The sequence below is a fragment of the Streptomyces hundungensis genome (genome assembly GCF_003627815.1).
GTDB classification, from domain to species: domain Bacteria; phylum Actinomycetota; class Actinomycetes; order Streptomycetales; family Streptomycetaceae; genus Streptomyces; species Streptomyces hundungensis_A.
Genome location: NZ_CP032698.1, coordinates 5,336,168 through 5,350,673, shown reverse-complemented (window position 1 = coordinate 5,350,673; position 14,506 = coordinate 5,336,168). Strand labels below are relative to the sequence as shown.

General features: G+C 71.5%; 11 protein-coding genes. 6 read left to right on the top strand and 5 right to left on the bottom strand.

From position 1 onward, the window contains the following. Positions 1–38 precede the first annotated feature (38 nt). The gene (locus DWB77_RS23695) at positions 39–2,429 is read right to left on the bottom strand and encodes an immune inhibitor A domain-containing protein (RefSeq protein WP_162952600.1); all 2,391 of its coding nucleotides are present in this window, start codon (positions 2,427–2,429) and stop codon (positions 39–41) included. A 419-nt stretch (positions 2,430–2,848) separates the two neighbouring features. On the opposite strand from DWB77_RS23695, the gene DWB77_RS23690 reads away from it, so the two are divergent. Further along, positions 2,849–3,220 (top strand): hypothetical protein, encoded by a 372-nt coding sequence (locus DWB77_RS23690; RefSeq protein ID WP_120723158.1) that lies wholly within the window; start codon positions 2,849–2,851, stop codon positions 3,218–3,220. On the opposite strand, the gene DWB77_RS23685 is transcribed toward DWB77_RS23690, so the two are convergent. Together DWB77_RS23685 and DWB77_RS23680 are read right to left on the bottom strand one after the other, a co-directional pair. After that, the gene (locus tag DWB77_RS23685; protein ID WP_120723157.1) at positions 3,206–4,045 is read right to left on the bottom strand and encodes an RDD family protein; all 840 of its coding nucleotides are present in this window, start codon (positions 4,043–4,045) and stop codon (positions 3,206–3,208) included. The two genes, DWB77_RS23690 and DWB77_RS23685, sit on opposite strands and share 15 nt — an antisense overlap. 145 nt (positions 4,046–4,190) lie before the next feature. Beyond that, positions 4,191–5,816 carry an RDD family protein gene (locus tag DWB77_RS23680; RefSeq protein WP_120723156.1) on the bottom strand — a complete coding sequence of 542 codons (1,626 nt, stop codon included), beginning with the start codon at positions 5,814–5,816 and terminating at the stop codon, positions 4,191–4,193. Between the two features lie 384 nt (positions 5,817–6,200). Between DWB77_RS23680 and DWB77_RS23675 the strand changes: the two genes are divergently transcribed. Both DWB77_RS23675 and DWB77_RS23670 read left to right on the top strand, forming a co-directional pair. After that, positions 6,201–7,379 carry a glycosyltransferase family 39 protein gene (locus tag DWB77_RS23675; protein ID WP_120723155.1) on the top strand — a complete coding sequence of 393 codons (1,179 nt, stop codon included), beginning with the start codon at positions 6,201–6,203 and terminating at the stop codon, positions 7,377–7,379. A 752-nt stretch (positions 7,380–8,131) separates the two neighbouring features. Next, positions 8,132–8,620 (top strand): SsgA family sporulation/cell division regulator, encoded by a 489-nt coding sequence (locus DWB77_RS23670; protein ID WP_120723154.1) that lies wholly within the window; start codon positions 8,132–8,134, stop codon positions 8,618–8,620. A 187-nt stretch (positions 8,621–8,807) separates the two neighbouring features. Here DWB77_RS23670 and DWB77_RS23665 read toward each other — a convergent pair whose 3' ends face one another. Beyond that, complete coding sequence (locus DWB77_RS23665) at positions 8,808–10,175, bottom strand: FAD-binding oxidoreductase (protein WP_120723153.1); 1,368 nt, start codon at positions 10,173–10,175, stop codon at positions 8,808–8,810. Positions 10,176–10,273: 98 nt separating this feature from the next. Here DWB77_RS23665 and DWB77_RS23660 point away from each other — a divergent pair, with 98 nt between their 5' ends. Continuing rightward, complete coding sequence (locus tag DWB77_RS23660; RefSeq protein WP_216826866.1) at positions 10,274–11,917, top strand: tetratricopeptide repeat protein; 1,644 nt, start codon at positions 10,274–10,276, stop codon at positions 11,915–11,917. A 118-nt stretch (positions 11,918–12,035) separates the two neighbouring features. Here DWB77_RS23660 and hppD read toward each other — a convergent pair whose 3' ends face one another. Next, a complete protein-coding gene (gene hppD, locus DWB77_RS23655) occupies positions 12,036–13,181 on the bottom strand; it encodes a 4-hydroxyphenylpyruvate dioxygenase (protein ID WP_120723152.1) in 1,146 nt (381 codons plus the stop codon). Between the two features lie 121 nt (positions 13,182–13,302). Here hppD and DWB77_RS23650 point away from each other — a divergent pair, with 121 nt between their 5' ends. Together DWB77_RS23650 and DWB77_RS23645 are read left to right on the top strand one after the other, a co-directional pair. Then, positions 13,303–13,788 carry an Lrp/AsnC family transcriptional regulator gene (locus DWB77_RS23650; RefSeq protein WP_120723151.1) on the top strand — a complete coding sequence of 162 codons (486 nt, stop codon included), beginning with the start codon at positions 13,303–13,305 and terminating at the stop codon, positions 13,786–13,788. 25 nt (positions 13,789–13,813) lie between these two features. Then, positions 13,814–14,461, top strand: a complete 648-nt coding sequence (locus tag DWB77_RS23645; protein WP_120723150.1) for an ABC transporter permease — start codon at positions 13,814–13,816, stop codon at positions 14,459–14,461. Positions 14,462–14,506: the final 45 nt, after the last annotated feature.

Below are 14,506 nucleotides of genomic sequence, written 5' to 3'. Positions count from 1 at the left end.
GCGACGGCCGATCATGGTTTGACCTGCGGGTTCAGCAATTACTTGGTGGAGGTGCCGACCTTCACCGTGATCGTCTGACCGTTCCACGGCTGGTCGACGATCGAGATCCGCGTCTTGGTGTCAGGAACCTTGACGCTGCCCGTCGGGTTCTCGGCGTACCAGTACGTGCCCTGGTGGTCGTCGAAGACCGGGACGCCGGCCTGCGACTTGATCTTCGTCGCCACGTCCGCCTTGTGCAGCGTGAAGGCGTCCGTCCGGTACTGGCTGAACGGCGCGTCGAACGGCTGGATCTTGTTGCGGAGCAGCGTGCCGTCGGCCCACTTGAGCGGCTTGGCGTGCGCGTCGACCGGCAGGATCAGGCCCTGGCCCGGGTGGGCCGAGACGTTGTTGTCCTTCTGGGAGGTGTCCCAGAGCCAGATGAGCAGGCCCCGCTGGTACGGGTAGTGCTCGACCCAGCTCGGACGGGTCGTGGAGAAGCCGAAGTTGTACGGGCCGACCTTGAGGGTCGTGTCGTACGAGACGTACTGGCGGTTCTCCGCGAGGTAGTACTGCGGGTAGTCGTTGGTGAAGGACTCACCGATGCGGGTGAAGTTCTTCGCCGCCCAGCCGTTGTCGCCGGCCTCGGCGCCGTCGGTGACCACCGCGGTGCCGTCGGCGGTGACGCTGATGGCGTCGGCGGTGAAGCCCTTGCCGCCCGCGCCGCCGTCCGTCTGGTAGCGGAAGCGGAGCTGGATCTTGTGGCCCGCGTACTGGTCGAGCGGGTACGAGAGCTTCTTGTACGCGCCCGAGGCGTCGGTCAGGGCCGGCTTGTCGCTGGAGTCGCGCGTGATGGCCTTGCCGTCGGCGGTGCCGTCGATCGCGTTCCAGCTGGCGCCGTCGTCCGTGGAGACCTCGGTGTAGAGGAAGTCGTAGTCCTTCTCGATGTCCCACCAGCCCGAGAGGTCCAGGGACGCCTTGGACTTGCCGGTGAGGTCGACCGAGCGGGTCAGGGTGTTGTTGAGGTTGTCACCCATGCCGCTCCACCACTGCTTCGAACCCTCGACGGGCTTGACGACGGTGGTGGTGACTTCCTTCTTGGGCAGCTCGACGACGAGCGCCTGGTTGTTCTTGGTGTTGTACTCCGAGACGCCCAGCTTGGCGGTGATCTTCGAACCCGCCTTCACCGAGGCGTAGTCGAGCCAACCGAGCTGGAGCTTGTCCCACGCGGTCATGTCGCCGGGCAGGTCGCCGATGGAGTCCTTGCCGGTGCCGAGCCAGGAGCCCGCCGACATCAGGGACCAGAAACCGACCGAGTTCTCGGCGGTGTTGGTGGTGTCGTAGAGGTCCGGCAGACCGAGGTCGTGGCCGTACTCGTGCGCGAAGACGCCGAGGCCGCCGTTCTCCGGCTGCATCGTGTAGTCGCCGACCCACATCCCGGTGTCGCCGATCTGGGTGCCGCCGGCCTTGTTGTTGGCCGGGCCGGTCTTGCCCGCGTCCGTGCCGTAGGCGTACCAGCGGTGCGCCCACAGGGCGTTGGTGGCCTGCGCGCCGCCGCCCGCGGACTCGTCCTCGCCGGCGTGCACGATCTGGAAGTGATCGATGTAGCCGTCGGGCTCGTTGAAGTTGCCGTTGTTGTTGTAGTCGTTGCGGTCCCACTGGTCGTACTGACCCAGGGTCGCCTTGATCTGCGCGTCCGTCTGGCCCTTGGCCTTCTGGTCGGCGACCCAGGCGTTGACGCCGTCACGGACGGTGTCCCACACGTTGGCGCAGTTGGTCTGGCCGCAGTAGTTGGAGCCGTAACGGGCCTCGTTGTACGGGATCTTGACCCAGTCGGTGACCTGACCGTCGACCGAGTAGCGACCCGAGGACGTCTTCTCGTAGTACGTCTTCAGCGAGTTGACGTTCTTGCCCGTACCGAAGTACAGGTCCTGGAAGTGCTTCTGGTTGTAATCCGCCTGCCAGGCCGTCGAGTTGTCCTTCGAACGGTCCGGCTTGGCTATCTGGTTGTGCGCCGGGCCGGGGGTGCCCCCGTACTTCGGCTGCGGCGGCTTGGGGCCGTCGGGGCCGTCCGGGTCGTACATCGTGGTGTTGTCGACCTGGTCGCCGAACTCCACCAGAATCGTGAAGATCTTGTCGGTCTTCTCGCGGCCGAGCTCGACGTACTTCTTGTCGCTGAGCTTGACCACGTCGGAAGCGCCGCGCTTCTCGACCTTCTTCTTGCCGGAGATCACCTGCTCCAGCGCCGCCTGGCGCTGCTGGGCCTGCTGGTCGCTGAACGGGCCCTTGAGGTTGTGCTCCTGGCCGTTGGCCCTCGACGGGTCCTGGCGCTGAACGGGCGCCGGGGCCTTCGAGTCGGCCTGGGCCGTGGCGTATGCCGAGCCCGTGGCGCCGGCCGTGGCGAGGGCCACGAGCACGGCGGCGGCTCTGGCCGCCCTCCTGCTGCTGGTCACTTGACGTTTTCCTCCCCCGCGGCCGGCACGAACCGGGGGGTGAGGGGCTGGTTCCGGTGCTCGACACGCGTCTCAAGTGACGACATTGGACCGGAGTTACCAAGGAAAAGACAGATCTTGACTTGTTCGTGCCAAGTACATTATGCAGAAGTGGAGTTCCGCTATCCGAACGTGACGGATGTGGTAACAGACCGGGACATCGGGTGCACACATCTCGACATCCGGACGGGGTCGCTTCGGGGAATGACTCCGTGCGCCCCCTGTGCACCGGCACCGTGGGTTAGGTCACGCTTACCAACAGTTCCGCTCGGGCATGGACCGACGTAGAGTCGCTTGGCAGTGCGATCCGGTGGCCCGCCGCCGGTTGAGAACGGTCGAGAGGCTCACCCCCTATCCGAACCATGAGGACGGATAACGCCATGCCGCGTCCCACTGCCGCACAGCTCTCCTACGGTTCGGCCACCGTCGTCTTCTCGACCGTCGCCATGCTGTTGCTCTCCCGCACCGAGTCCGGCGTCGGGGTGGCGGTCATCGTCCTCGCCGCGCTCCTCCTCGGCCTGCTCGTCGCCGTGACGGTCCCCATGCCACTGGCCCGCCGGACGCGCGCCGATGCGCACGCCAACGCCGACGGCCGCACGGTCCCGGCCGCGGGTGCGGCACCGGTGAACCGTGCGGCCGTCGTCGAGACGTCCGCCGCGGGGGCCGCCGCCTCGCCGTCGGGGCAGTGGGGAAGCGTTCCGGCCCCTCGCGAGCGGCGGGCGTCGACCCGCCAGCACTCACTGCGGAGTTGAGACCACCACCGTCTTGCCGGCCTTGTCGTGCCAGCCCTGTCGGTACGGCTTGTCCGTCACGATCGTGATGCCCAGGATGATGTCCCACAGGCAGTAGCAGCAGAGCACGAACGGCGCCCACAGCACGGCCGCCCGGGCGAGCGCCGCGTTGGTGGTGGGCACGCTCCCGTCGTTGAGCATCGCGACCCGCAGCCCCAACAGCTTCTTGCCGAGCGTCTGCCCGGACTTCGACACCATCAGGGTGTCGTAGCCGATGTAGACCACGAGCGTGATCAGCAGCCAGAGCAGTCCGCTGCCGGAGTACGCCTTGCTGATCACCTCGGTACCGGAGTCGCCGTTGTCCGAGGTGGAGATGACGACCCGGTTACTGGTCGCCCACTCGATCAGGCCGAGCGGGATCGCGATGATGAGGAAGTCGATGAAACGGGCCAGGAACCGCTTGCCGAAGTCGGCGAGCGGCGGCATCCCGGCCAGCGGGTCGACACCGCCGTACTGACCTCCGTAGGGGTCGGAGGGCGGTGGCGGGGCGCTGCCGTACGGCGAACCGCCACCGGGGGGAGGCGGCCCGCCGTACGGGCCACCCGCGCCGGACCGCGGAGGCGGGGCGCCGTACGGGCCACCCGCGCCGGACGGCGGAGGCGGGGCGCCGTACGGGCCGTCACCGCCGGACGGCGGGCCCGCACCGTAGGGGGAGTCACCGGGCGGCCGTCCCGGGGGCGGCTGCGTGCCGCCGTAGGGAGAACCGCTCCGCGGAGGCTCTGACGGCTTCTTGAGGAACGGGTCGTCCTCGGGCGGCTGACCGGGCGGCGGCTGATCGGTACTCATGCCGGTAGTGCAACGCGCGCGCGTGGCGACCGCGACCGGAGGGACGCCGTTCGGGGGAGGCTCGCCCCCCGCCCCCGAAGAGGCCGGCCCCTCCCGCGGACCCCGCCCCCCACCCCCCGCGCCGCGAACGGGCCGGGGCTCGGAGTCATCCCTGCGCCACGAAGGTGTGGGCCGCCTTGTCGTGCCAGCACTGGCGCCAGGGGCGGTCGAACAGGCACCACGCGACGTTGACCACGCCGATCACGAGCAGCCCGAGCACACCGTGGACGAGCCAGCGGCGCACCGCCTGGCCGAACGTCGGCGGCTCGTACGACTCGATGCCGCGCACCTGCACCCCGCACAGCCTCTTGCCGAGCGTGCGGCCCCACTTGGCGGTGGGCAGCGCCTCGTACAGCAGGCCGAGGAGGAGGAACGCGCCGAGGACGATGCCGAGGAGGCCGGCCGTCGTGCCGTCCAGGAGGTAGACGGTGACCGTCTGCCCCGACAGCTTCGCCGCGTCGATCTTCTGCTGGACGTGGTCGGCGACCCGGGCCAGGAGCGGTACGGCGAGGCCCGCGACCAGGGCGCCGAGCAGCGCGGTGTCGACGAGCCGCGCGATCAGCCGTCTGACCAGGCCGGCGGGTCTGGCCGAGGCCTGCTCCCGGGCGGCCCGCAGGAACGGGTCGTCGACCGGGGGCTTCCACGGTACGACCGGCTCCTGCGCCTGCGCGTCGGGCTGCGCGAGCCGGTGCACCTGCTGCGCCCAGGACGCGGCCCCTCCCCCGGGCCCGTCCGTCATCGGCGACCCGGGTAGGCCGGGGTGGGGCTCGACGGGACCGGGCTGGGCGGGCTGGGCGGGCTGGGGCTGTGGGGTCGCGGGCGCGGAGTACGCGGGGCTTGTCGGCGCGGCGACGACGGGGTCGGCGGGGGTGGGCAGTTGGGGCCGTACGGGAGCCGGCTCGACGGCCGTCGGCGGCACGGTCCCGGCGAACGGGGCGGCCGGCTGGATGGGCGGGGCCGACTGGATGGGCTGGGCGGGTCGCGCGGCTCGGGCCGAGTTCGCGGAGTGAGCGGAGGGTGCGGGGTGCGCGGCGTTCGCAGACTGGGCGGCGTTCGCAGACTGGGCAAACTGGGCGGACTGTTGAGGGCTCTGGTGCGGCACGGTGCCGGCGGGCCGCGCGGGGTCCCCGAAGGGACCGGTCGAGGAGCCGGTCGAAGGGCCGGTCGAAGGGCCGGTCGAAGGGCCGGTCGAAGGGCCGGTCGAAGGGCCGGTCGAGGGGCCGGTGGAGGGGCCGGTCGAGGGGCCGGTGGGCGTGGGCCGTGCGGGCTCCGCGCGGCGGGGGTCGGGCAGACGGCGGGGGTCGGGCAACTGCCGCGGGTCGGCCGACTCCGGGAGCGCGCGCCCATCGACCGACTGGCCCCAGGAGACCCGACGGTCCTGGTCGCCGCCGAAGCCGGACTGGTGGGCGGCGTCCGCGTGCCAGGCGGGCTGCGGCGCGGCGGAGCCCTGCGCGGAGGCGGGCGAGGCCTCGGGCTCGTCGAGGAAGACCGGGCCCGTCTCCTCGGCGAGGGCGGCCGTGACGGGCGGCGCGGCGGCGAGCGAGGGGGCCGGGGCGGGGGTGGCGCCGAGCGGCGGGGTGGGCGGCGCCTCACCCGCGGCGGGGGCCGGCCGGCTCGTGCCGGGCACCCAGGAGACCCCGTTCCAGTACCGGACATATCCGGGAATGGACGGGTCCGGGTAATACCCTTCCCGGGCTCCGCTCCCGTCGCTGTCAGAAGGAACCGTCGCCATGTCCCCAACTCCGTTTCGATCCACCACAGTTGACCTCTGCCGCGGAACACCGGCCGGACCGGGTGCCGACCGCGCGCTTCCGCTTGTCCCAGGAGGACATTAGGGCCTGCTCGACGGGTCCCGCCGAACCGTGGTGCCCCGGTACGTGCCGGACGCCGCCCAGCACGTCGAAAACCCCGGCGCCCGACCGGTCCCGTCGGAGCGACCCTAACCAAGAACCCGGGGCCCGGTGGGGGGAAGCCGGGCAGGAAGCCCGCGTACGAGCGATGCGCGGGCCGCGTGTGATACCGGACCGGGCCGCACGGCGGGGGTGCGCCGGTGCGTACAGTCGTTGCGGTTCGAACTGGTGCACCCGGCCCGGTCGGTCAGGAAGGCGAGTGGGCGATGAGCGTGGGGCTTGGCCCGACCGGCCGCGGCGAACGGGCGGCCCTCTCCTCGGCGGCCCTCTCCTCAGCGGCGCCCGTGGCACGGCGCGCCTGGTCGGCGGTCGGAGCCTTCGCCGCGATCCGCGCGCTCGGCCTCCTCGCCCTCGTCCTGTGGTCCCGGGCCAACGACAAGGACGCCCACGCGTTGCTGTCGGCGCGCTGGGACTCGCTCTGGTACGTGCGGGTCGTGGAGTCGGGTTACGACTTCACGCTGACCGCGCCCGACGGCAGGGTCCTGTCCGACCTCGCGTTCTTCCCGCTGCTCCCCTGGCTCGAACAGGCCCTCGCCGCGGTGACCCCGCTCGGCCCCGGCGACGCGGGTCTGCTGGTCAGCGCGGTCGCGGGACCGCTCGCCGCGTGGGCCCTGTATCTGACGGGCCGTCACCTGCACGGTCACCGGGCCGGGCTGCTGCTCGCGGCGGTGTGGGCGGCCGTTCCGGTCGGGATCGTGCAGTCGATGGCGTACAGCGAGGCCCTGTTCACCGCGCTGGCCGCCTGGGCGCTGTACGCGGTGCTCCGGCGGCGCTGGGTCGAGGCCGGGCTGCTCGCCTCCCTCGCGGGGCTCACCCGCCCGGTGGGACTCGCGGTCGCGGCCGCGCTGTGGGCGGGGGCCGTCGTCGAGGCGCGACGCACCCGGCGCGTGGACGCGCGGCTGCTCACCGGGGCGGTGCTCGCGCCGCTCGGCGCGGCCGGCTATGTGCTCTGGGTCGGCGCCCGGCGAGGAAGCGTCTTCGGCTATCTGCACGTGCAGGCCGAGTGGGGCAACGGCTTCGACGGGGGCCTCGCTTACGGGAAGTTCATCGTGGACCACCTCGGCGGCTGGCCCGTCGTACTCGCCGGGCTCGGCATGATCGCGGGCACGGCGCTGGCGCTCTGGGCGTACGGGGCGTGCGTGCGGGGCGGCCAGCCGCTGCCCCTGCTCGTCTACACAGGCATCGTCATGGCCCTGGCGCTGTGCTCCTCGGGCTACTTCGGCTCCAAGCCGCGGTTGCTGCTGCCCGCGTTCCCTCTGCTGCTGCCGGTGGCGGTCGCGCTTTCCCGAATGCGGGGGGTGGGGGCGGTGGGGGTGGTGGGGGCGCTGTCGGTGGCGTCGGCGGTATACGGCGCAACCTGGCTAAACGGCTCGGGGCCCCCGTAACGGCGGGCACCCCCAACCCTGCGCCCGCGCCCCCGGCCCCCTCCCGCGCCGCTAGCCCCCTCCCGCGTGCGGGCCCTGCCCGGGCCTCGCGCCCCCGGCCCCCTTCCGCGTGCGGGTCCTGGCCGCGCCTCGGCCTCCAACCCCTTCCGTGTGCGGGCCGCATGGGGCTGGTCGCGCAGTTCCCCGCGCCCCCAAAACCCCCTTTCGTGTGCGGGCCGTGGTCGCTTCTCGCGCAGTTCCTCGCGCCCCTAACCCCGTTCTTGGCCTGCGGGCCGTGGTCGCTTTTGAAGAACCCGTTTTCGTCTGCGGGCCGGGGGTGGCTGGTCGCGCAGTTCCCCGCGCCCCTTAAGTGCTCGGTGCTGGCCGGCACCCCAGCCCGTCATGGGGGTCCCCCCTGGCCCTTAAGGCCTTGGGGGAGATTGAGGACGAGCGCCGTTCAGGCGCGAACGGGGGTGCAGGGGGCAGAGCCCCCGCGGGGGTCTGGGGCGCAGCCCCAGGGGCCGAACCCTTCAACCCGCCGCACGGGTGGGCGGGTGGGAAAACCCGTGGGGTCTGGGGCGGAGCCCCAGGGGCCGGAACCAACCAACCCCCTGCACGGGTGGGCGGGTGGGCGGACCCGCCGGGCTTGGGGCGCAGCCCCAAAAAACTTACCCGGAGTCGCGTAATGCCCGCCCCGCAACCCGCTCTCACCCGATACGGCCCACCCCGGGCTCCCGTACCGCCCCGTACAGGGAAGAGAAGAGGGACGCCACATGCAGACCGTCGTGGAACGCGAACTGGAGCTCAAGCTGGTGCTGTCGCCCGAGCGCAGCATCCCCGTACCGGCCCGGCTCACCTACCGCACCGACGACCCCTACGCCGTGCACATCACCTTCCACGTCGGCTCGGAAACCCCCGTGCACTGGACCTTCGCGCGCGAGCTGCTCGTCGAGGGGGTGTTCAGGCCGTGCGGGCACGGGGACGTACGGATCTGGCCGACGAAGGTGGAGGGGCGCAACGTGGTCCTGATGGCGCTGAGCTCACCGGACGGCGACGCGCTGCTGGAGGCGCCGTCCGCCCAGGTCTCGGCGTGGCTGGAGCGGACGCTGCGGGCGGTGCCGCCGGGGTCCGAGACCGAGCGGCTCGGCATCGACGACGGCCTCGCCGAGTTGCTGGCGCCGGCCACCGGACGCGGCACCGACGAGCTGTGGCTGCGCGACCCGTGGCCCTCGGACGAATCCCGCCCGGAGGACGGCGCGTGAGGCCGCGGGCGCAGAACAGCCCGCCCGGCCCGAGCAGACCGAGCGGGCCGACAACGTACTCAGTACGAATCGCACCCCAAGGACGGCCCGTGACGGCCCGGGCACAGATCAGCTCGCCCGGCCCAAGCGGACCGAACACGTACTCAGTACGAATCGCACCCCAAGCACGCCCCCCGCGGACCCGCGCTCAGAACAGCTTGCCCGGGTTGAGCAGGCCCAGCGGGTCGAAGGCGTGCTTGACCGCGCGCTGCATCTCGATGCCGACCGGGCCGAGCTCGCGGGCCAGCCACTCCTTCTTCAGTACGCCGACGCCGTGTTCACCGGTGATGGTGCCGCCCAGTTCCAGGCCGAGCGCCATGATCTCGTCGAACGACTCGCGGGCGCGCCGCGACTCGTCCTCGTCGGCGGCGTCGAAGCAGACCACGGGGTGGGTGTTGCCGTCGCCCGCGTGCGCGCAGACGCCGATGGTCAAGTCGTACTTGGCGGCGATCGCCGATGTCCGTTCGATCATCGCGGCGAGCTTCGATCGGGGAACGCACACGTCGTCGATCATCGTGGCCGATTTGATCGTTTCGAGGGCGGTGAGCGACAACCGGCGTGCCTGGAGCAGCAGTTCGGACTCGGCCGCGTCCTCGGCCGGGACCACCTGGGTGGCGCCCGCGGCGGTGCACAGCTCGGCGACGGCGGCGAGGTCGGCCGCCGGGTCCGGGGTGTCGAAGGCGGCGAGCAGCAGCGCCTCGGTGCTGTCGGGCAGGCCCATGTGCGCCATGCGGTTGACGGCTTGGATGGTGGTGCGGTCCATGAGTTCAAGGAGGGACGGGGTATGGCCCCGCTCCATGATCCGTACGACGGCATCGCAGGCGGCCGCGGCGGTGGCGAACTCGGCGGCGAGCACGAGTTGGGGCGGCGGCGAGGGCCGCAGCGCGAGCACCGCTTTGACAACGATGCCGAGGCTGCCCTCGGAGCCCACGAACAGACGGGTCAAGTCGTATCCGGCGACCCCCTTGGCGGTGCGCCGGCCGGTGCTCATCAGCCGCCCGTCGGCGAGCACGACCTCCAGACCGAGGACGTACTCGGCGGTCACCCCGTACTTCACACAGCACAGGCCGCCGGACGCGGTGCCGATGTTCCCGCCGATGGTGCACATCTCCCAACTGGAGGGATCCGGCGGGTAGTAGAGCCCCAGCTTTTGGACCTCGCGCGACAGGACGGCGTTGATGACGCCGGGCTCGACGACCGCGACCCGGTCGACCGGGTTGACCTCCAGGATGCGGTCCATCTTGACCAGCGACAGGACGATGCAGCCGTCGCTGGCGTTGGCCGCGCCGGACAGGCCGGTGCGGGCGCCCTGCGGCACCACGGGCACGCGCAGCGCGGTCGCCGTGCGCATCACGTGCTGGACCTGCTCGACGGTGCGGGGCAGCACCACCACGGCCGGGGTGCCCGCCGCGCAGAAGCTCGCCATGTCGTGGGCGTAACCGCCGGTGATGTCGGGGTCGGTGATGACGGCGTCCGCCGGGAGGTGCTCCCGCAGCCGTACGAGAAGATCGTCCATCCCCTCAGCCTGGCACCCGGGGCCATCGGTGTGAACCCTTTCCCCGGCCGGTCGGGCGGTGCGCGGTGCGCTCTTCGTATTGACGCACAGTGAGCGCCATGGAGATCGCGAAGACCGAACAGGATGCGGACGCGGCTCGGCGGGCGGCGTGGCTGTCGGCCTCGGCCGCGGCCCGGCGGACCTCCCCCCGGTCGGGGCCGCCCAAGGCTCTGAAGCGGGCCGTACGGGTGGCGCTGGCCGCGGGCGTGCTGATCGGTGGCGTCGTGCTGATCATGCCGGACGACCCGGGCCCGAAGGCGCCGCCACCCGCGCCCGGCCCGGCGGCCCGGGCCCTGACGGCGGTGACCGGTGGGGCGCCCGCCTCGGTGGCCGATGTGACGGCGCTGATCACCGACCGGGCCGCCTGGGTGCGCACCCACCCCAAGGACGAGGCGTCCTGGGCGGTGCTCGGCTCGGCCTATCTGGAGCGGGGGGTGCGCGGCGCGGACTCCTCGTTCTATCCGCGCGCCGAGTGGGCGCTGCGGCGTTCGCTGGAGGTGCGGCCCAAGGACAACCTGGACGCCGAGATCGGGCTCGCGGCCCTCGCCAACGCGCGGCACGACTACGCGGCGGCCCGCACCCTGGCCGAATCCGTACGCGCCCGCAAGGCGGACCGCTGGACGCTGTACCCCCCGCTGATCGAGGCGTACAACGGACTCGGTGACGCGAAGGGCGCGGCCAAGGCGGTGGAGCGGTTGCTCGAACTGCGCGACGGTTCGGCCGCGTTGACCCAGGCCGCCGAGGTCTACCGGGCGCACGGCTGGCGCGAGGACGCCTCGGTCGCCCTGGACGAGGCGGTCGCGCACGCCACCTCGCCCGTGCAGAAGGCGGCCTCGCTGGTGGCGGCGGGTGACCTGGCGTGGGAGCGGGGCGAGCCGGAAGCGGCCCTCGCGCGCTACGAGGCGGCGCTGCGCACCGACCCGGGCGCGCACGCCGCGCTCGCGGGCCGGGCGAGGGCCGGGGCCGCGCTCGGGAAGAAGGCCGACGCCCAGCGCGACTACCTGGCGGCCGTCGCGGTACTGCCTCGCCCCGAATACCTGCTGGAACTGGGCGAGTTGTACGAGTCCCAGGGCCTGGACGGGGATGCGCGCACGTGGTTCGACAAGCTCCAGGAGCTGGCCGCACGCGACGGCTCCAACGGGGTGGACGACGCTCTGGTGCTGGGCCGGTACGAGGCCGATCACGGGTCGGCGCACGCGGCGGTGGACCGGCTCGAAGCCGAGTGGAAGGCGCATCCGAGCCCGGCCGTGGAGGACGCGCTCGGCTGGGCGATGTACCGGGCGGGCGAGTCGGAGGAGGGCCTGACGCATGCGAAGAAGGCGACCGACTCCGGGGTACGCAGCGCCCTGTTCTCCTATCACCAGGCCGTGATCGAGCGGGAGTTGGGGCAGTCGGGCGCGGCGCGGCGTCATCTTCAGGACGCGCTGCGCACCAATCCGTACTTCTCGCCGGTGCTCGCGCCGAAGGCGAAGGAGGCGCTCACGGCGCTCGGCGAGCCGCCGGAGGGCGGCCCCCGGGACATGTACGGCCATGTGGCGGCCGCCGCATCGGGGTCGGGGTCGGGTTCCGGCTCCGGTTCCGGGGGCGAGAGCTCCGCGTCGTCCGACGCGTCGTCGAACCAGTCCGGTCAGTCGAGCCAGGGGGCCAGGCGGCCCGCCAAGCCCCGGCCCGCCAAGCCCGCGAAGCCCTCGCAGCGGCGCTGACGGCGGCACCGGGCGGGCTCGAAGACAGCGGCAAGACAGCGGCCCCACGGGTCAGGTCCGTGGGGCCGCTGACTCATGACGGTAACTCAATTACCGTACGGACGCGCGAGGTTGCAGGTCAGAGGTTGCCCCGCAGCTCCTGCTCCCGCTCGATCGCCTCGAACAGGGCCTTGAAGTTGCCCTTGCCGAATCCCATCGAACCGTGCCGCTCGATCATTTCGAAGAAGACGGTCGGGCGGTCCTGCACCGGCTTGGTGAAGATCTGGAGCAGGTAGCCGTCCTCGTCGCGGTCGACCAGGATCTTCAGCTCGCGCAGCGTCTCGACCGGCACCCGGGTCTCGCCGGCCCACTCGCCGAGGGTGTCGTAGTACGAGTCGGGGGTGTCGAGGAACTGGACACCGGCCGCGCGCATGGCGCGGACCGAGGCGACGATGTCGTTGGTGGCCAGCGCGATGTGCTGGACGCCGGGGCCGCCGTAGAACTCCAGGTACTCGTCGATCTGCGACTTCTTCTTGGCGATGGCCGGCTCGTTGAGCGGGAACTTCACCTTGAGGGTGCCGTCGGCGACGACCTTCGACATGAGCGCGGAGTACTCGGTGGCGATGTCGTCGCCCACGAACTCCTTCATGTTGGTGAAGCCCATGACGTTGTTGTAGAACGCCACCCAGTCGTTCATCTTGCCGAGTTCGACGTTGCCCACACAGTGGTCGATCGCCTGGAAGAAGCGCTTTTCGACCGGCTCGACCATCGGCGCGGCCGTGACGAAGCCCGGCAGGTAGGGGCCCTCGTAGCCGGAGCGCTCGACCAGGGTGTGCCGGGTCTTGCCGTAGGTGGCGATCGCGGCGAGGACGACGGTGCCGTGCTCGTCGGAGACCTCGTGCGGCTCCTGGAGACCGGTGGCGCCGTGCTCGGTGGCGTACTTGTACGCGGCCCGCGCGTCCGGCACCTCGATGGCGAGGTCCACCACGCCGTCGCCGTGCTCGGCGACGTGCTCGGCCAGGAAGCGGCCCCGCTCGCTGGTGGCCTTGATGACGGAGGTGAACACGAAGCGGGCGGCGCCGCTGGTCAGCACGTAGCTCGCGGTCTCGCGGCTGCCGTTCTCCGGCCCGGAGTACGCGACCAGCTTCATGCCGAAGGCCGTCGAGTAGTAGTGCGCGGCCTGCTTGGCGTTGCCCACGGCGAAGACGACCGCGTCCATGCCCTTCACCGGGAAGGGGTCGGCCTGCCGCGCGGTTTCGGGGGTGTGATCGATGGTCTCAGTCATGGAAGGAGGGTCGCCCCGGGTGGCAGGCTGCGCAATAGTTTGCATTTTCACTGGTCAGTCTGTGCAGTGGAGAGCCAGGATGGGAGGGCGTTCTGTACATGATGACCATCCGGAGGCGGGCATGGCGATCGATCATTTGGACGGGCGGCTGATCGTGCTGCTCGCCCGGGAGCCCCGGATCGGGGTCCTGGAGGCGTCCCGCCGGCTCGGGGTGGCGCGCGGCACGGTCCAGGCGCGGCTCGACCGGCTTCAGTCCAATGGAGTCATCCGGGGCTTCGGCCCGGACGTCGACCCGGCGGCGCTCGGCTATCCGGTCACCGCGTTCGCCACGCTGGAGATCAAACAGGGCCAGGGGGCGGACGTGCGGGCCCACTTGGCGTCCGTGCCGGAGGTCCTGGAGCTGCACACCACCACCGGCCACGGCGACATGCTGTGCCGTCTCGTGGCCCGTTCCAACGCCGATCTCCAGCGGGTGATCGACCGGGTTGTCGGTTTTGATGGCATTGTCCGGGCCTCCACGGCGATCGTCATGGAGAACCCGGTCCCACTGCGGATCATCCCGCTGGTGGAGCAGGCGGGTCAGGACTCCGTGCCCGGCGGGGGCTGACCGAGGACCGACAGGGGTTGAGCGCGTGGGCTTCTGGGACTATCTGTCCAGCCGGCACCAACAGCTGCTCACCGACGCCCTCCAGCACGCGAGCGCCGTGTTCCAGTGCATGGTGATCGCCACCGTGCTCGGCATCCTCATCGGGGTGGTGACCTACCGCAGCGGCTGGGCGGCGGCCCTCGCGATCACGTCCACCTCGACGGTCCTGACCATCCCCTCGCTCGCCATGATCGGTCTGCTGATCCCGCTGGTGGGCCTCGGGGTGGCGCCCACCGTCGTCACCCTGACGCTGTACGGGCTGCTGCCGATCGTGCGCAACGCGATCGTGGGCCTGCGCGGCGTCGACCCCTCGCTCGTGGACGCCGCCAAGGGCATCGGGATGTCGCGCCCCGCCCGGCTGCTGCGGGTCGAACTCCCGCTGGCCTGGCCGCCGATCCTGACCGGCATCCGGGTCTCCACGCAGATGCTGATGGGCATCGCGGCCATCGCAGCGTACGCCTCGGGCCCCGGGCTCGGCAACGAGATCTTCCGCGGGATCGCCTCGCTGGGCAGCGCCAACGCCATCAACCAGGTGCTCGCGGGCACCCTCGGCATCGTGGTGCTGGCCCTGCTCTTCGACGCGGCGTACGTACTGATCGGCCGTCTCACCATCCCGAGGGGGATCCGTGTCTGAGCGATCCGAGTCCGAGCGATCCGAGTCCGAGCGATCCGAGTCCGA